Below are 17,761 nucleotides of genomic sequence, written 5' to 3' on the forward strand. Positions count from 1 at the left end.
GAACAAATCGTGCTGAGATTATAATCGAAATGCGCGACTTCTGGTTCCACCGCGTCCGAGAACATTGTTCCCCTAAGATTATCACACAGCCGTGCTTCAGGCGCTTTTGTACCACATCCGGTCACGGCACAAGAATGCGGAACTTGGCTGCGGCGCAAACCTGCCCGTTGGCTCATCTACCACCCACGGCGTTACCGACAACTCGGATCCGTCAAAATCCATGACGGAAAACCCATGGTCGCGCTCGCCGAACCGGCTGCAAAGCGCCGTGCCGGTCTGGATCTGAAAAAGCGGGCGCGCGCCTTGCTTGCAAATGCCAAGTCCAATCGTCCAATGGTGCAGGTGCCCCGAAAGTATGGCATGCAACCCGGCGTCGATCAGCTTCTGGGTCGCGGCCTGCGCGTTTGCCGTTTCGCCCCTCTCAAATCCCGCCGGCTCCTCGAACGGATGATGGCACACCAGGATGTTGGTCACATCCGTTGGACCTTCGAGCATCGCCCGGCACACCCAGTCAACTTCGTCCATGCGCGCCACACCGCCGCGCCATTGCAGCGGATCGGCGGTGTTCACGCCAAACAAACGCAGGCGCCCAATGCTTAGCACAGGCGTCAGATCTCGCGCGGCGCCCCGGCGATACGCGCCAAATGGGTTCAACAGCCGCGCCAGCGGATTGAACACAGGCAGGTCGTGATTGCCCGGTATCGCCATGAACGGCACACCCAGCCCGCGCAGAAACGCCATCGCAGCCCGGAACTGCCCCGCAAGCGCCCGCTGCGTCAGATCGCCAGAAACAACCACCACATCCGGCCTGTTTAGCAGAACCGCGTCGTGTAATGGCTGCACCAATTCGGGCCTATGCAGGCCAAAATGCAGATCGGTCAGGTGCAACAGCCTCGTCATTTCGCAGCTGCCACCGGGTCATGCGCCGCCTCGGCGGGAACGATCACTGAGAGCGCATCGCGCTGCACCCGCAGACGGAAAGGCCCCGTCGCACGTTCCTTCTCGCCATCAAACGCCAGCAACCTGCGGAGTTGGCGGGTCTCGATCAGGATTTCATCCGCGATCAGCAGATCAAAATCCTGCCCCCGCGCCGTTTTGCCTATAGCCAGTCGAAACGCCGCCGTGATCAGATGCCGTGGGCTGTGGCCCTTCGCCAGAAACAGCGCCAACTGACCATCACGCACCGCTTCGGCACCCTCCAGGCCCATATTGTCCAGCTGATACGCACTGCGCGCCACGAAGGCCAACGGCGTGCGGAAATCTCGCTTCGCCCCATCCAGCGTCAGCGAAAGATGCATTGGATCGCGCAGTTCCCACAGCGTGAGCAAAACCGACCAATAAGCCGCCACCCTGCTGCGCCCCCAGCGCTTGTACACCGCTTCACGGCGCTCAAGGATTTTCGGATAGACGCCAAAGCTGGCATTGTTCAAAAAGATTCGACCGTTGACCTCACCCACATCCATCCGCCCAACACGGCCCGACAAAAGCGTGTCCAACGCCGCATCCAAAGTTTCGCCCACGCCCAATTCGCGCGCGAAATAATTGAACGTGCCACCCGGCAGCACACCCATCACGGTATCGCTGCCCGCAAGCGCGCCCGCGACCGCAGATTGCGTGCCGTCCCCTCCCAGAGCGACCACCACATCGGCGCCTTCACGGGCCGCCCGCTGTGCTGCCCCTGCAATATCCGCGCCGCTGCGCACCGAATAGGTGACATATTCACCGACATTTGGCGTCAGCCTTTCCCGGATCTTATCCTCGTTCGCAAGCGCATCCTTCTTGCCCGCCGCCCCATTCAAAACCAATGCCAGCTTTGACGTCGGCAAATCGAGTTTCCGAGATGTGTTGGTCATGACGGCCCCTGTGCTGACAGTACCACCATCTATGGTGTTCCGGCATGAAATCAATTGGCAACTGCTGTGGTTGCCGCCCATTGTGCAAGGGGCTCTGACTTCTGGGCTCGGTGATCGAGTGCGGTCTTCTGTCAGGCCTGTATATGCGGCACTTGGTAATGTCGCAAACTTTCCGGGCTTCCAGCTGGGTGTGTAATGATGCAGAAGATTTCGGTGAACGTGGTGAGCGAACGGGACGTAAAGATGATCGATTTCAAGGGCGTGCACTGCCCGAAGTCGGCGATCCTTCACGCTGTGTTTTTCTACGTCCGCTACGCGGTCTCCTACCGCGACCTTGAAGAGATCCTGGCATAGCGCGGCGTCAGCGTAGACCATGCCACGCTGAACCGCTGGGTGGTGAAGTTCTCGCCACTGATCGCTGCAAACGCGCAGACCAGAAAACGACCGACAGCCATTTCGTGGCGCATGGACGAAACCTACATCAAAGTCCGTGGTCGATGGACCTACCTTTATCGGGCGGTTGATCGCAACGGCCAAACTCTTGACTTCATGCTGTCTGAGCGCCGTGACACGGCTGCCGCCCGGCGCTTCTTCAAGCGAGCGATCGGCTCAAAGGGCGTGCCGAACCGAGTGGTGATCGATAAAAGTGGCGCTAATCTGGCCGGCCTGCAGGCGGTGAACGTGATCCTGAAATTCACCAGCGCCGGCCGCACCGTCGACGTCCGGCAGGTCAAATACTTGAACAATATCTTGGAGCAGGACCATCGCTTCATCAAGCGGCTCACCCGCCCTATGCTTGGCTTCAAGGCCTTTCATTCCGCCGCCGCAACCATCGCGGGAATCGAAACCGCCCACATGATCCGAAAGGGTCAGTTCGGCGCCAATGGTCTTACCGCGTTTCAGCAATTTGCACAGCTCGCAGCATAATCACGTCCAGAGGTTGGCTATTCCAATTCGGTTCGGAAATTTGCGACGTAGCCCCTTGCTCTGACCGTCCCAGCCTTGCGCGATCAGGTCATGTCGGAGTTGCTTTGCAGGAAACCTAGCCGCTTGTTGGACAAGGGTATTCCGGTCGACATCGGATATGTGCACCATCCAGGAAAACGGTCAGTGGAGACGATATGGCGCGCGCGTTTTTGTCGTATCATGCAAGCCGAGCCGAAAGCCCGCTAAAACCGGGGCTACCCACACATGATGCGACCGCCCCCCGACGGCATCAATGTGCCAAGGTGGGCAGTCACATCATCAGAGTTGGTCTGACGGCCAGTCTCAAGCTTAGGGACGGATTGCGGTGCCGCCTTCCGCAGCAAGGGCCAGCACCTCGACCGGCTCCCCTGCCCCATTTGACCGGTACCAATCCACAGATCCGACCGTACGGTAATAAAGGGTATAGTATGGCAATTTATGATACAGTATGAAAATTAAGGGCACGGCATGCCGCCGAAAACAAATGAAAATCTCAGCCGCGATTCTGATTAATTAGGGTACAGTGACATTCGCCATGGGTTACCAGAAACCTGCGGCCATCGGCGGTGATATAATCGACCTGAGCCGTCACCTCGATCCCGCCGAAATGCGTGCCGAAGTAAGATCGCGGCCATTCATCGTGATTGCCGGGAATGAATATAATCTAGGTGCCGGTCTGTGCCTTGGCCAGCAGCGCCTGCACCACATCATTATGCGCCTGCGGCCAATGCCAATCGCGCCGCAGCCGCCCGCCATCCACAATATCGCCAACAAGATAGATCGTGTCGGCATCATGCTCGACGAGAAACTCCAGCAACATCCCAGCCTGACAACCGCGCGTGCCGAGATGAGTGTCGGAAAGGAACAGGGATCGGTAGAGCAAAACATCCCCCAGAGATTGCGCGGCCCATTTGTGGCACTAACACAAACTGCGAATGGCGAAAGGGGTGTGACACGCTCGGTGTGCTTTGGCAAAACGGACTCAGGTTGCGTTCGCAGGCGGTTTCTGGCCAATGCCGCGGCAGAACCCCGCCAAGTTTTTTGGGCGAAACGGCAAAGAGAAGTTGGTGGATGCAGGCCTAATCTTACAAAGTGGCCCCGTTAGAAGGCCGTCACGCAGACAAGTGTTGGCGGCTCTGAAAGCGGGAGGAGGAACCCATGACCACATTGACGCCCTTTGGGCGCATTAAAACGCTGCGTGGACTGCTGGCAGGTCTTGCCATTGTCACGACTCCGGTTGCGGCCAACGCGGACGAGTTCATCAACATTCTGACTGGCGGCACTTCAGGGGTGTATTACCCGATCGGCGTCGGTCTGGCCAAGATTTACGCCGATGGCATCCCAGGTGCGCGCACTCAGGTGCAGGCCACCAAGGCCAGTGTCGAAAACCTGAACCTCTTGCAACAAGGCAAGGGTGAGTTTGCGATTGCCCTCGGCGATGCGGTCAAATTGGCCTGGGATGGCAATGCCGATGCGGGCTTCGCCGCGCCCTTGGACAAATTGCGGGGTATTTCGGCGGCTTACCCGAATTACATCCAGATTGCCGCCAGCGCCGACAGCGGCGTCGTGACACTGGCTGATCTGGCGGGACATAGCCTGTCGGTCGGGGCCGCCAAATCCGGCACCGAGCTGAACGCGCGCGCCATTCTAGGGGCCGCTGGCATGAGCTATGAAGGGTTGTCGAAGATCGAATACCTGCCCTTCGCGGAATCGGTCGAGCTGATGAAAAACCGCCAGCTGGATGCCAGCCTGCAGTCGGCGGGTCTTGGCGTTGCCTCGTTGAAGGATCTGGCCACCTCGACCCCCACAACCATCGTGGCCATTCCGCCGGAGGTGGTAGCTGCCCTTGGCGCGCCCTATCTGTCCGCGGTGATCCCGGCCGGCACCTATGAAGGCCAAGCCGCCGACGTGCCGACGGCGGCAGTCGGCAATTTCTTTGTCACCCACGAAGGTGTGTCGGACGAGACCGCCTATCTGATGACCAAACTGTTGTTTGAGAACCTTCCCGCGCTGCAAGCCAGCCACAATGCTGCGGCGTCGATCAAACTGGAAACTGCGCTGGACGGCATGCCGATCCCGCTGCATCCGGGGGCAGAACGCTACTATCGTGAAATCGGCTTGATCAAGGACTAAGCCCGCTCAGCCAGACTGCGGCGGCGCCCTTTGTGGTGCCGCCCTTTTTCATACCGACTTTGGGAGCAGTGGCACATGACTTCGCACGACAGCACACATCACGACATGCCAGCGGGTTCGCCCGATCTGGGGTTGCACGATCCCTTGGCGCAAAGCTTCCCTGCAGGCCCTGAAGGCCGTGCACTGTTCTGGATCGCCGTGGCGTTTTCGGTGTTTCAGATCGCCACGGCGGCGCATCTTCTGGACCTGCCCAGCCAGATCGTGCGGGCGGTGCATGTTGGCTTTCTGATGGCGCTTGGCTTTCCGCTGCTGGCGCTGATCCGGGGCAAACTTGCAAGCGTCCGGGGCATGTTCTGGGCGATGGGCGGCCTTGGTGTGCTGGTCGCCTTCTATCAGTGGTGGGAGTTCGTGCCGCTGCTGACCCGCGCGGGCGATCCATTACCGCGCGACATCGGGGTGGGCATTGTCGCACTTGTGCTGGTCTTTGCGGCAACATGGGTGACGATGGGCCCCGCCCTGCCGATCATCGCCGGGCTGTTTCTGGCTTACGCACTGTTTGGTGAATATCTGCCAAGCCCGCTGAACCATCGCGGCTATGACCTGAGCCAGGTGATCGACCACATGGCCTATGGCACCGAAGGCATCTACGGCATTCCGACCTATGTGTCGTCGAGCTATATCTTCCTTTTCATCCTGTTCGGAGCCTTTCTGGAAAAGGCGGGCATGATCAAGCTGTTCACCGATGTCTCAATGGGTCTGGTCGGGCACAAGCAGGGCGGGCCAGCCAAAGTTGCCGTGCTGTCCTCGGCGCTGATGGGCACGATTTCGGGCTCGGGCGTGGCCAATGTGGTGACCACGGGGCAGTTCACCATCCCGCTGATGAAGCGCTTTGGCTATAAATCGGCGTTTGCTGGCGGCGTCGAGGCCACAGCCAGCATGGGGGGGCAATTGATGCCGCCGGTGATGGGGGCAGTCGCTTTCATCATGGCCGAGACGCTGGGCGTCGACTATATCGAGATCGTCAAGGCCGCCCTGATCCCCGCGATGCTGTATTTCGCGGCCGCCTTCTGGATGGTGCATCTTGAGGCTGGGCGGCTGGGCTTGTCGGGCTTGACCAAGGACGCGCTTCCGTCGCCGCGCCGCGCGTTGCGCGAAGGCTGGCACCTTCTGCTGCCGCTGGGCGTGTTGGTCTGGCTGTTGTTTTCCGGCTATACCCCCCTGTTCGCCGGTACTGTCGGGCTGGCCTTGACGGTGCTGTTGATTCTGGGCACCTCGGTGGCGCTTGGCTTGCCCGATGGCGCGGTTCGGATGATTTTCTGGATCGGTCTTGGGCTGGTTGCCGCTGCGTTCTTCCAGTTCGGCATTGGCATCGTGCTGGCCGCCGTCGCCGGCCTTGTCGCGTGGAACGCCTTTGCCAAAGGCGGGCGCGAAACCCTGCTGATCTGCCGCGATGCGCTGGCTGATGGCGCGAAAACCGCGCTGCCGGTCGGCATTGCCTGCGCCTTGGTGGGTATCGTGATCGGGACGATGACGCTGACCGGGGCGGCCAATACCTTTGGCCAGTTCATCGTCGGCGTGGGCGAGAAAAGCATGATCCTGTCGCTGGTGCTGACCATGGTGACCTGCCTTGTGCTGGGCATGGGCATCCCCACCATACCGAATTACATCATCACCTCGTCTATCGCCGGTCCTGCGCTTCTGGCCTTGGGCGTGCCGCTGATCGTGTCACATATGTTCGTGTTTTACTTCGGGATTCTGGCCGATCTGACCCCACCCGTGGCGCTGGCCTGCTTTGCCGCCGCGCCGATTGCCCGCGAAAACGCGCTGAAGATCAGCCTTCAGGCCGTCAAGATCGCGGCGGCTGGTTTTGTGATCCCGTTCATGGCGGTCTATGCGCCCGAGATCATGCTGCAACCGGGCGGCGCGTTGACCGAAAGCATCGGCTTTATACCTGCCGTGATCTATACCGTGGGCAAGGCTGTGCTGGCGATCGGGCTTTGGGGTGCCACGGTGATTGGCTGGCTGGGCCGTCCGCTGGCGCTGTGGCAACGCGCGCTGGCGCTGGCCGCCGCGGCCGCGATGGTCGCGTCAGTGCCGATGACAGATGCGATCGGCGCTGTGCTGTTGGTGCTGTTTGCCGCAAGCCTCTGGCGCGGCGCAAAGGCCGCAGCGTGAGCATATGCCTGATGGTCGGGGCCAGCCTGCTGGCCCTGTCCGACCGCAGCTTTACGCTGGACTGGCAGCATTCGGTCGAAAAGACCCGCTGGCGCGAAAGCTGGCAGGTCACAGCCGATGGCCTGCATCTGACCGAAGCCGCCGTCAAGGGATCTGGCGCGGGCATGGAACCGGGCGAAGGCGCGCATTTGCAGGGTGGCTGGTGGGTTTGGGCGCCCGATCTTGACCCACTGCCCAACCTGAGCCTTGCCACGTCGGGGGCAACCGGGGCTGGCTGGCACTTGTGCAGCGGTGAAATCTGCCATGATATACCCGAGACGGGGGCGACGGTTGTGCTGCGCCCCTGCACGGAGGAGGAATGGCGCAAAGGATCCGGGCCTTGAGCGGGCGGCGCAGTTGGCTTTTGCTGATTGCGGCTTGTGCGGCTGCGGCCGTAGCCTTTGTTCTGGCGTGGAGCCTTGCCCTTTCCGGGCTGCAGGCGAGACTTGATCAGCAACTTGTACTGACGGGCCGTGCGGTGGAAACCGAAATCAGCCGGTTTCGGTCTCTGCCAGATGTGGCGGGCGAAGATGCCCGCATCGCCGCCGCCTTGACGGACCCATCCGCGCATGAAGCCGCAAGTCGCTATCTGAAACGTGTCGTCGATCACTCCGGCGCGTCCGAGCTATATTTGCTTGATGCGACTGGCGTGACGATTGCGGCCTCGAACTGGGCGACCTTGGGCAGTTTTGTCGGGCAGGATTACGGCTTTCGTCCGTATTTCCGCGATGCCATGGCAACCGGGCGGGGACAGTTTTACGCCATCGGTGTGACCACGGGTCTGCCCGGCTACTTCCTTGCCACCCGCATCAGCGCGGGGAGAGTAGACGGCGTGATGGTGGTGAAGGTCGATCTGCGACCCTTGCAAGACACATGGCGCGAGGCGGGTCTTGCTATGGCTTTGGCCGATGCCGACGGCGTGGTGTTCCTGTCTGGCCGTCCCGATTGGTCCTACCGCGCTTTGCGGCCTTTGTCTGCTGACACGCTGGCCCGGTTGGCCCAACAGCGCACCTACGATGGCATTGACTTGACGCGCACCGCGCCCTTGCTCGCCTCAGGCGAATTGGCCGCCTCAGCTTTCGCCTTCGGACCGCTGCACCCAAGGCTGATCGTGCTGGATCAATCTGGTTGGCACCTTCTGGCTGCCGCACCCACTGCCCCGGCCTTGGCCAGTGCAACAGGTTGGGCCATGGGTGCAGCCCTGGTGGCGCTGGTGCTTATGGCCAGCGCCATGGTGCTGCACCAGCGCCGCCAACTGACCACCCTGCGCCTGCGTCAGAACGAGGTGCTGGAGGCGCGCGTCACCGAACGTACCGCTGCGTTGGCCCGCGAAATTGACGCAAGGCGTCAGGCCGAGATCGACCTGCGTGCCGCACAGCAAGGCCTGATCCACTCCGAAAAAATGGCCGCCCTTGGGCGTATGTCGACCGCCATCGTGCATGAAATCAGCCAGCCACTTGCCGCGATGGAGGCGACGCTGGCCGCAGCTGAGCTGACTTTGCCGAAGACCGACACCACCACCGCCCCGCGTCTGGACACCGTGCGCGGGCTGATCCGGCGGATGCAGCGCACCACCAAGCATCTGAAAAGCTTTGGCCGCAAAGAACCCGGTGACCGCGTGCTGGTCGATCTGACCCCGGTGATCATCAGCGCGCTGGAGCTGGTGACGCCTCGCGCCCGCGCCGTTGGTGTGACACCGATTTTCGTACCGCCGCCCCTGCCGTTGACGATCATGGCCGGCCCGGTGCGGATGGAGCAGGTGCTGGTCAACTTGCTGCTGAATGCGCTCGACGCCGTTGAAAACCGACCCAATCCCCAGATTACTTTGCGCGCAACGCAGATGTCCAGAATGGCATGCCTGACCGTCACCGACAACGGCTCGGGCATTGCCTCTGAAGACCTGTCGCGCGTGACCGAACCCTTCTTCACCACCAAATCGACCGGCGAAAGTCTGGGTCTGGGCCTGTCGATCAGCCGCACAATTCTGGGTGAATTCGGAGGCGAGCTTGCTCTTGCTGCGGCCCCCGGTGGCGGCACTGAAGTGCGGGTCAGCCTTCCCCTTGTTGCCCGTGCCAACCTGCCCGCGCAACAGGCCGCCGAATGACCGGCCCCACGCCGATCCCCGCATGCCTGTTCATCGTCGATGACGATGCCGATCATCTCGCCGCGCTGTGCGATCTCGCCGGAGCGGCAGGGTACCGTTTCAAAGGGTTCTCTGATGGGGCGACAGCGCTTTTGGCCTGCCAGTCGGCACTGCCCGATGCCCTTGTCACCGATCTTCGCATGCCCGGTATGGATGGCATTGCGCTGTTGCAGGCGGTGCGCGCCAAGGGGTGGGATCTACCAATTCTCATGATCACCGGGCATGGCGACGTAACTCATGCCGTGCGCGCCATTCAAGCCGGGGCCGAGGACTTTCTGGAAAAGCCCTACGACAGCCAGCACCTGTTGATGGTTCTGGCCCGCATCTTGCAGGCACGCGCCACGCGGGCCGAACTCGCGCGGCTTCAGGCATTGCTGGGCAAGGACGATACTCCGCTGTTGCTGGGCGAGTCATCCGCACTAAACGCTCTGCGCGCCCGCATCGCCCTGCTGGCACCCTTGCCCGTCGATGTGGTGATCATCGGTGATACCGGAACGGGCAAAGAATTGGTCGCCCATGCTTTGCATCAGACCAGCAACCGCAGCGCGGGCCCGTTCCACGTCGTCAACTGCGCCGCCCTGCCGGAAGCGTTGTTCGAGATAGAGATGTTCGGCCACGCGGAAGGCGCCTTTCCCGGCGCCGGTGCCGCGCGTGCCGGTCGGATCGAGGCGACTTCTGGCGGCACACTGGTGCTGGATGAAATCGAAAGCCTGCCGCTGGCCATGCAGGCGAAGCTGTTGCGCGTGCTAGGTGAACGTATGGTGCAGCGGCTGGGGGATGTGGAAATTCGCCCGTTGGACTTGCGGCTGATTACCATCAGCAAAACCGATCTGCGGCTGGCGACGCAATTGGGCGGATTTCGGGCCGACTTGTACTACCGCCTTGCCGGTGCCGAAATAACCACGCCGCAGCTGCGCCAAACCGGAAACGACATCGTCCTGCTCTACAGCCATTTCGCCAGCGCCAGCGCCCGGCGCAACGCCCGTCCCCCCCCCGAAATCAGCTTCGCGCTGCGCCGCGATCTGATGCGTCGACCCTGGCCCGGAAACGTGCGTGAATTGCGCAATGCAGCCGAAGCTCATGCGCTTGGCCTGAGCACGCCTCTTACCCCTCAAAGCATGGATACCACCACGCAATCGACCGGGTCCCTTGCAGAACGTGTCGCGGGCTTCGAAGCGCGCGAGATTGCGGCAGTCCTGGACAAATGCCGCGGAAACGCCATCAAAGCCGCAGAAATCCTGCAGATGCCCCGGCGCACACTGGCCGACAAGATCCGACGCTATGGGTTAAAGTTGCAGACTTGATGGATGGCGGCACCGCCGACTTTGTTGCCCGAAATGGTGCGGTGGTCCTGGTGCTCAGGCAGCTCAGCTGCGTCGACAAAGTGGCTTAACCCTTGGTTCGCGCGAATGCGGCCTGCTGTGAGTTTTATGGACGCGAAGATAGGATCCTGAGTAAATTGTCCTTGCACCAGAAGAGGCGTTGCTTGGCAATTTTGGACAGGAGGATGAAATGTCTGGCACCAAGTTTGAAGACGAACTCAAGCGCGATGCAATCTCTCAGATTGAGAGTCGTGGCTACTGTGAGGTGACACCAGAACTTGCAGAGAGGCGGGAATATCTGAGAATCGGTGGGAACCGGCGAAAATGCCCGTGAAAACCGGCGCTTATGCCGAAATGGCAAAGCTGCCAGACCTGAGGTAACCCGAGTCTGCATAATTGACCTTATCGGACAAGTGCTGCCTGAAATCATGCTAAAGGCATGGAATTTACTCTGGAATGGTGCGTTGTTCCTGTTGAGCGCGTTCCGCGCGGAAATGATCAATCAGAAACCCGAAAGAGATTGGCGGTGGTCGGTATGTCGCGAAGCCCGAAACGGAAATCGATGAATGCAGCCCTTTGGTCGGCCGTTTTGGCGATTGTTTTCGTCCAACCGCAGTTCGGCTTTTCCGCTTGGTCTGGCGTCGGAATAGCCTTTGCGCAGGATGATGATGGCGGCGATGACGATGGGGGCGATGACGATGGTGATGACAGGGACGATGGCGATCGTGATGACGGGCGCGACAACGACAGATCGCCCGGAAAGCGTACCATCCGCGTGAAGCCCGGCAAATCGGCCACTCCTCGCCGAACGCCACGGGTTGAAGTCGCTCCCGCGCCTGACTTTGCGCAGGGTGAGATTGTCGTCACCAATCTCAGCGAGTCCGACCTTGCGCAGTTGCAGACCGAAGGCTTCGCGGTGATTGAGTTGGTCGAGTTGGTCGAAGTCGCAGTGGTTCTTCACCGACTGCGAGTTCCCAGAGGGCTCACGCTAGAACAGGCCCGTGATCGGGTGCGTGCTCAGCGGACCGGGACGACAGGGGATTTCAACCATTATTACCGCACTGAGGAAGAGCCCACCGCCCCTGCCTTCGGCTCCGCGATCACGCCAGTGGCGTTGGCCCCCTCAATGCCTTGTGCCCATCTGAATTGTGCGGCGCTGGACCTGATTGGCTGGCCCGCCGAACGCAATCAATCCCCGCAATGCCGGGTCACTGTGCCAGTCGGGGTGATCGACACCGGCGTGAATGCAGCCCACGAAAACCTGTTGGGGGCAGATATCGAAGTGCTTCGGCTGGTGGACGAGGAAGTTGACGCCTCGAAAGCAGTGCATGGCACCGCGGTGGCGGCGCTGATAGTGGGGCAAGACACCGACCGCGTGCCGGGGCTGATCCCCGAGGCGAAGGTACTGGTTGTCGATGTCTTTGGTCGCAATGGCGGCGATGAGCGTGCCTCGGTCGTGTCATTGGTCAAAGCGCTGGACCTTTTGGTCGTGCGGGGCGTCAAGGTGATCAACATGTCGCTCGCCGGGCCGCCGAACGCGACGCTGGAGGCAGCGCTCGCGCGGCTTGCTGAACCGGGCGGTGCGGTGGTGCTGGCGGCCGTTGGCAATGGCGGACCAAAAGCCGCGGTGGCCTATCCGGCGGGCTATCCCTCGGTGTTGGCAGTAACTGCGGTCGATCAGAGGGGACAGGTTTACCGTCGGGCGCAGCGCGGCGCACATATCGACCTGGCCGCGCCTGGGGTGGAGGTGTGGAGTGCCACTTCGATCAGCGGCGTCAAGCCCAAGTCAGGCACATCTTTCGCGGTGCCCTTTGCCACCGCAGTGGCAGCGGTGCTTGCTTCGCGCGACCCTACTGCCACACCAGAGGCGTTGACAGCGCAAATGCGGGCGCTGGTGCGCGACATCGGTGCGCCGGGACCGGACGAGGTGTTTGGCGCGGGGCTTCTGTCAGCAGCCTCTCTTTGCGCGCCCAAGATTTTTGCTGTCCCAGTGGAATAACACCTGAGTGGCCGCGTTGTCCTGATGTGACCCAAAAGCGGATTGGCCGCTGGGGCAAGATCAGGAAAGGAGAATGCCATGACCACTCTCACTCTGCGCGGCAACCAGATCGGCGAAGCCCTTCAGTTCGACGCCAACACCGGCACAACGGCGGTGGAAATTGGCCGTGTCTGGTTTTCGGCCACCGATGTGGTGCGGATCACTTTCGCGCCTGCTGCTTTTGACCCCGTCACCGGGCAACTGATTGCTGGCGCCGGTGCAATAACCGGCTTGACCATAACAACTGCGACAGGCCAGGTTACCACGTTCGGCGTGTCCAAAGCCAATCCGTTGGACGTGGACCCAGATCAAACAAAAAATGGCGGAGATTTCTTCTACATCTCGGAATCACCTGCTGCCGGAATTGGCGGCGCCTATGCCGGACTGCAACTGGCAAAAATCGTTGTCACGGATGTGACCCTGATTGGCGGCACGGAGCCAGTTTTCCGCAACACGGGCGACTTCAGCCCGGATAATGGCACCGTTACACCGCCTGTACCCCGGTTTATTGGCGATGCGCAGGACAACGATTTGTTGGGCACCGCCGCCGCAAACCGGATGGAAGGGCGCGCAGGCAACGACTCGATTTTGGCTCTCGGGGGCAATGACACTGTCTTAGGCGGTGACGGCAACGACCGCATGAATGCGGGCACGGGCAATGACATTCTGCGCGGCGGGAATGGCGATGATCGGATGCTCGGCGGTGGAGGGGCTGACCGACTGTTTGGCGATGCAGGCAACGAGGTGCTGGATGGCGGTACAGGGCTTGACCAACTGACTGGCGGCGCGGGAGGGGATACCTTTGTATTCGGAAACGGTGACCGTGCGCTGGATTTCAACGCAAGCGAAGGCGATCAGATTGCATTTAATGGTGCGTGGGGCCTTGATCTGGCCGACATCACCGTGACCGTCGGCGCGACCGCGACCACCATCGCTTGGGGCGCGCGGACCATGACGCTTGCCGGGGTGACGCAGCCCTTCGATCTGGGGAACGCCTTCGACTTTGGCTATGATCCGAACAACTTCGACTTTCTTTAAGACATGTGGCGCAGTGAAGCGGGGCGCATCCAACAGGTTGCGCCCCTCTTTGCATTCGTCCGCCCTTGCCGTGCTAGCCTGAACCGGCCCCGCGCCCTTTATACGGAGACCTACTATGCTGCGCCTGCGCTCCAAACCCCAAATCACCTTCACCTGCGAACCTGCAGACCTTGGCGTGATCGCTCCCCCGGTGCCCGCCAAAGCCTATCTGCCCGACTGGTTCCGCAAGCTTCCTGCCACCGATGAAAGCGTGAGCGGTCTGAGCAACACCGGCCTGACCGTCAAGCGTTGCATGCCGTTTCTAGATGCGATGACGACGGGCTGGATCATCACTCTGCCCGCCACCGTGCGTCTGGAGATCAGCGAGAACGGCACGCAAGTTGATGCCGGATGGGAGTTTGACCGCACATTGGTGTCCAATCACGGCAGCCATCAGGTCAAGGGCAATCCCTTTGGGGCACGTCCGCCCTGCAAGTTTCACAACTTCTGGACCATCGCCACACCTGCGGGATGGAGTTGCCTGTTCGTGTCTCCGCTGAACCGCCCGAATGGTGTGTTCGAGGTGGTGTCGGGCATCGTCGATACAGACACCTATCGCTCTCCCATCCACTTCCCGTTCTTCGCTACCGGCGAGGACGGGATGCATGTGATCGAAAAAGGCTCGCCGCTGGTGCAAGTCATTCCCTTTCGCCGCGACAGTGCCGAGATCGAGGCCTCCATCCGCGCCGAAACGCCCGAGGAGGCCGCAACGCGGATCAAGGTGCTGCGCAACACCCAAGCGTCCGAAGGTTGGTATCGCACGACGGCGCGCGCCAAGCGCTGACCCGGCGTCGCGCACGTGGCACATGTCCAAAGCGCCGACCCTCAAAATAGGGTCGGCGCTTTGCTGTGCAGGGCTCGTTTTCACAGGGGGGGCGACCTTCCTGCCATGAGGGGCCAGCACCTGTCGTCGATCGGACCGCATATCTCGCCTGGACCAGCCAAGGATAGCGGCGAGACGGGTTGGTCGGAACGGCCCCAAACAAGAACCGGCCCCCAAAAGGGGGCCGACTTTAGCGTTGCGCTGTGGCGCGTATCAATCGTCGTTGTCGTTATCCGACGAGTTGTTCGAGCTGTTGGAAGAGCTGTTCGAGGACGAATTCGACGAGCTGTTGGACGAGGAGTTCGAGTTGGAATTGCTCGACGAGTTCGAAGAGCTGTTAGAGTTGGAGTTCGACGAGCTGTTGCTGGACGAATTGGAACTGGAGTTGGAATTCGAGTTGGAGTTCCCGCCGCCGTAGCGCTTGCCCTTCTTGGCCTTCCCGGCCTTCTTTTTCACCTTGAAGTCGACCTGCTCCACATGGTCGGCGGCCATACCAGCGGGCTGAAACGGCTTGGTGAATTGGAACGCGCCCGCATGCGCAAGGATGGGGTTCAGCGCGGTGCCCACAAGAACAGTGGCGGTCATCAGAGACTTGAAGAATTTCATGGTCTTTTCCTTTGATCTGCGGCCTTGGCCGGATTGCCGTACCAAAACAACGCAGCAGGCCGAGATCTATTCCGTGTAAGGGTCACTTTATCCAAAACACTGGCGGATCAGATCGCAATTTTTGCAACCGGCCTATGGCACAAGGAATACGCCGCCCGAGTGTCGGGCGGCGTATGTGAGGCGGAAGAAGGATGAAACTATTTGGTCCAGCGGCGCGCAATGGCGTTGCTCTCTTCTTCGCTGCTCAGGAACGTGCCCGCACCGATGCGGTCCAGGAAGGGCGTAAAGCTCTGCGCTTCAGCGCCACTCGCAGTCGCGAAACCTTCGGCTTGCGTGGCATCGGCAAGCCCCTCCGTGATAATCACCTCAATCGTCCAAGCCGCGCCTTCGGAGCAGGCCAGCGCGGCCTCCAGCAACTGGGCCTCGGCGTGAATAACCTCGACCTCGCGGCAAAAACCGTTGGTCGTGGGCAGCGAAGACAGGATCATCACCTCTGCACCATTCGCCATGGTCTGAACGGTGCCTGATGGAAGCGACGCCAGCACCTGATGCAAGGGACTGTCAGTGGTCAGCGGACCGAGGGCCAGTTTGTTGGCATCTATCGCCGGCAGAAACACCGCCAGCACAAGACTGGCCGCCAATGCGGCCCCGGTGGCAAGCCCGCCGATCAGGAAAACACCTCCGCGCGGGGCAGATTTCGGGCGAAAGCGCACCACCTTGTCCTCAGCCACGCTGCCAAGAATCAGGTCATGCAGATGAGCAGGTACTGGTTCAAAGAGCGGAGCTGAAAACGCCTGTGCCAAAGCAGAATTGGTCGCCATCAGGTCATCAACATAGGCCTGGTCCTGCGGGTTGTCAGCCAGATGCATGACCACCGCTGCCGCATCTTCGGGCGACATTTCGCCATCCACAAAGGCGGCGAGGCGGTCTTTGTGCAGTATTGTAGATCGGTTCATTGGCGGCGTCCTTCGCTGAGGCCAAGTTTAGGTAATAGCGCCTCGCGCGCGCGCGATAGGCGGCTCATCACTGTGCCGACCGGAAGGTCCAGGACCTCGGCGGTTTCCCTATAGCTAAGCCCCTCGATCGCGATCAGGGCCAGCACTTCGCGCTGGCCTACGGGCAGCGTTGCCATAGCGGTGCGGACCTGCGCGAGCATCATGCGGTCCTCAGGCAATTGTGCAGCTTTGCCCTCGTCGCTGAGATAGGCATCCTCATGGTCGATCGTCGTGCCCCGCGTCCGGTCACGGCGCTTGTCGTCCAGCCAGAGATTCTGCACGATACGATACATCCAACTGTCCATCCGGGTACCCATTCGAAACTGATCAACGTTTCGCAGCGCCTTTTCGCAGGCCGCCTGCACCAGATCGTCGGCATCTTGGGCATTGCCGACAAGACTGCGGGCAAAACGCCTGAGTTTTGGAACCAAGGTGACCAAATCGCGCCGGAATACATCTGTCACGGAGTTCCCCCTTGATGTTTCATGCAAGAACAACGCACCAACGTCGAATCTATTCCGTCGCAAAGATTGCACCATCGCACCGTGGTTAATCCGGGATCATGTCGAGCAGTTATTCAGGCGACAGCGCCACAGCTAACACCATCAAGGCTTTACGCACAGTGCTGTGCCACACAGATGCACCGTTGAACCGGGTATCTTTTGTAGGCTGCGAAGCTGACCGGACACTTGGGCGGCCAGTTCCGGAGGGGGCTTTTTGTGGGCAACCATAGTTCACTCCCTGTTCGTATGACCCCACCAGGTGGTGTCGCAAAGCCTCGGGATGCCCGGAAAAGGCCAATCTTTGGACTTGATTATGCTGCGAGCGCTGCAAACTGCTGAAAGACGGTCATGCCGGGGTCGTCGAACTGACCTTTGCGGATCATGTGGGCAGCCTCGATCCCGGCGAGGGTTGCGGCGGCCGAATGGACAGATTTGAAGCCCATCATTGGGGCGGTGATCCGCTTGATGAAGCGGTGGTCCTGCTCGAGAATGTTGTTCAGGTACTTGACCTGTAGGATCTCAACCGTCTTGCACTTGGCGGTGAATTTGAGGCTGACATTCACCGCCTGCAGGCCGGCCAAGTTGGCTCCGCTTTTGTCGATGACGACCCTGTCGGGCACGCCATTTGTGCTTATCACCCGCTTGAAGAACCGCCGCGCAGCAGCCAGATCACGGCGCACGGACAGCGTGAAATCAAGGGTTTTCCCATGACGATCGACGGCGCGATAGAGGTAAGTCCACCGGCCTTTGACCTTGATGTAAGTCTCGTCCATCCGCCAGGAACTGGCTGTCGGCCGTTTGCGCGCCTGAGCCTCGGCTCCAATCAGCGGGGCATACTTCACGACCCAACGGTTCAAGGTCGCGTGGTCAACACGAACTCCGCGCTCAGCCATGATCTCTTCAAGGTCGCGGTAGGAGACTGCGTAGCGAAGGTAGAAGAAGACCACATACAAGATCACCGGCTTCGGAAACTGCGCCCCCTTGAAATCGATCACCACAAAACCCCTTGCCAGCTATCTCCCGCAACTTTTTGAGAACACGGGAATATCCGCAATCGCGAAGGCGACCAAAAGGTTGCGACAGAACCC

Annotated in this window: 15 protein-coding genes and 2 pseudogenes; 10 read left to right on the forward strand and 7 right to left on the reverse strand. The window is 60.6% G+C overall.

Going from position 1 to position 17,761, the window contains the following annotated elements; genetic code table 11:
* Positions 1–96: 96 nt before the first annotated feature.
* Complete coding sequence (locus tag U1A24_RS02905; RefSeq protein WP_322320489.1) at positions 97–900, reverse strand: metallophosphoesterase; 804 nt, start codon at positions 898–900, stop codon at positions 97–99.
* Positions 897–1,853, reverse strand: a complete 957-nt coding sequence (locus U1A24_RS02910; protein ID WP_322320490.1) for a diacylglycerol/lipid kinase family protein — start codon at positions 1,851–1,853, stop codon at positions 897–899. Before U1A24_RS02910 ends, U1A24_RS02905 begins: the two co-directional genes overlap by 4 nt.
* 243 nt (positions 1,854–2,096) lie before the next feature.
* Here U1A24_RS02910 and U1A24_RS02915 point away from each other — a divergent pair.
* Positions 2,097–2,780 (forward strand): annotated as a pseudogene (locus U1A24_RS02915) (IS6 family transposase).
* Between the two features lie 54 nt (positions 2,781–2,834).
* On the opposite strand, the pseudogene U1A24_RS02920 reads toward U1A24_RS02915, so the two are convergent.
* Positions 2,835–2,994, reverse strand: a pseudogene (locus U1A24_RS02920) (ISKra4 family transposase); the annotation flags it as partial.
* A gap of 489 nt (positions 2,995–3,483) precedes the next feature.
* Positions 3,484–3,702, reverse strand: a complete 219-nt coding sequence (locus U1A24_RS02925) for a UDP-2,3-diacylglucosamine diphosphatase (RefSeq protein WP_322320491.1) — start codon at positions 3,700–3,702, stop codon at positions 3,484–3,486.
* A gap of 275 nt (positions 3,703–3,977) precedes the next feature.
* Here U1A24_RS02925 and U1A24_RS02930 point away from each other — a divergent pair, with 275 nt between their 5' ends.
* The 9 genes from U1A24_RS02930 (at position 3,978) to U1A24_RS02970 (ending at position 14,987) form a co-directional block, all read left to right on the forward strand.
* Positions 3,978–4,952 (forward strand): TAXI family TRAP transporter solute-binding subunit, encoded by a 975-nt coding sequence (locus U1A24_RS02930; RefSeq protein ID WP_322320492.1) that lies wholly within the window; start codon positions 3,978–3,980, stop codon positions 4,950–4,952.
* 105 nt (positions 4,953–5,057) lie between these two features.
* Positions 5,058–7,127, forward strand: coding sequence for a TRAP transporter permease (locus tag U1A24_RS02935; protein ID WP_416173450.1), 2,070 nt, complete (start codon positions 5,058–5,060; stop codon positions 7,125–7,127).
* Entirely contained in the window at positions 7,124–7,510 is a 387-nt protein-coding gene (locus U1A24_RS02940) for a DUF1850 domain-containing protein (protein ID WP_322320494.1), read from the forward strand. The genes U1A24_RS02935 and U1A24_RS02940 overlap by 4 nt, the downstream gene beginning before the upstream one ends.
* Complete coding sequence (locus U1A24_RS02945) at positions 7,486–9,270, forward strand: sensor histidine kinase (RefSeq protein ID WP_322320495.1); 1,785 nt, start codon at positions 7,486–7,488, stop codon at positions 9,268–9,270. The genes U1A24_RS02940 and U1A24_RS02945 overlap by 25 nt, the downstream gene beginning before the upstream one ends.
* On the forward strand, positions 9,267–10,613 hold the full coding sequence (locus tag U1A24_RS02950) for a sigma-54 dependent transcriptional regulator (RefSeq protein ID WP_322320496.1): 1,347 nt from the start codon (positions 9,267–9,269) through the stop codon (positions 10,611–10,613). The genes U1A24_RS02945 and U1A24_RS02950 overlap by 4 nt, the downstream gene beginning before the upstream one ends.
* 580 nt (positions 10,614–11,193) lie before the next feature.
* On the forward strand, positions 11,194–12,630 hold the full coding sequence (locus tag U1A24_RS02955; protein WP_322320497.1) for a S8 family serine peptidase: 1,437 nt from the start codon (positions 11,194–11,196) through the stop codon (positions 12,628–12,630).
* Between the two features lie 78 nt (positions 12,631–12,708).
* Positions 12,709–13,707 (forward strand): calcium-binding protein, encoded by a 999-nt coding sequence (locus tag U1A24_RS02960; protein WP_322320498.1) that lies wholly within the window; start codon positions 12,709–12,711, stop codon positions 13,705–13,707.
* Between the two features lie 115 nt (positions 13,708–13,822).
* Positions 13,823–14,530 (forward strand): DUF6065 family protein, encoded by a 708-nt coding sequence (locus U1A24_RS02965; RefSeq protein WP_322320499.1) that lies wholly within the window; start codon positions 13,823–13,825, stop codon positions 14,528–14,530.
* A 262-nt stretch (positions 14,531–14,792) separates the two neighbouring features.
* Positions 14,793–14,987, forward strand: coding sequence for a hypothetical protein (locus U1A24_RS02970; protein WP_322320500.1), 195 nt, complete (start codon positions 14,793–14,795; stop codon positions 14,985–14,987).
* Between the two features lie 385 nt (positions 14,988–15,372).
* Here U1A24_RS02970 and U1A24_RS02975 read toward each other — a convergent pair whose 3' ends face one another.
* The 3 genes from U1A24_RS02975 to U1A24_RS02985 form a co-directional block, all read right to left on the reverse strand.
* Positions 15,373–16,131, reverse strand: coding sequence for an anti-sigma factor family protein (locus U1A24_RS02975; protein ID WP_322320501.1), 759 nt, complete (start codon positions 16,129–16,131; stop codon positions 15,373–15,375).
* On the reverse strand, positions 16,128–16,634 hold the full coding sequence (locus U1A24_RS02980; RefSeq protein ID WP_322320502.1) for an RNA polymerase sigma factor: 507 nt from the start codon (positions 16,632–16,634) through the stop codon (positions 16,128–16,130). The genes U1A24_RS02975 and U1A24_RS02980 overlap by 4 nt, the downstream gene beginning before the upstream one ends.
* 350 nt (positions 16,635–16,984) lie before the next feature.
* Positions 16,985–17,668, reverse strand: a complete 684-nt coding sequence (locus U1A24_RS02985) for an IS6 family transposase (RefSeq protein WP_322320503.1) — start codon at positions 17,666–17,668, stop codon at positions 16,985–16,987.
* Positions 17,669–17,761: the final 93 nt, after the last annotated feature.

This window comes from Cypionkella sp., assembly GCF_034376685.1.
GTDB lineage: Bacteria > Pseudomonadota > Alphaproteobacteria > Rhodobacterales > Rhodobacteraceae > Cypionkella.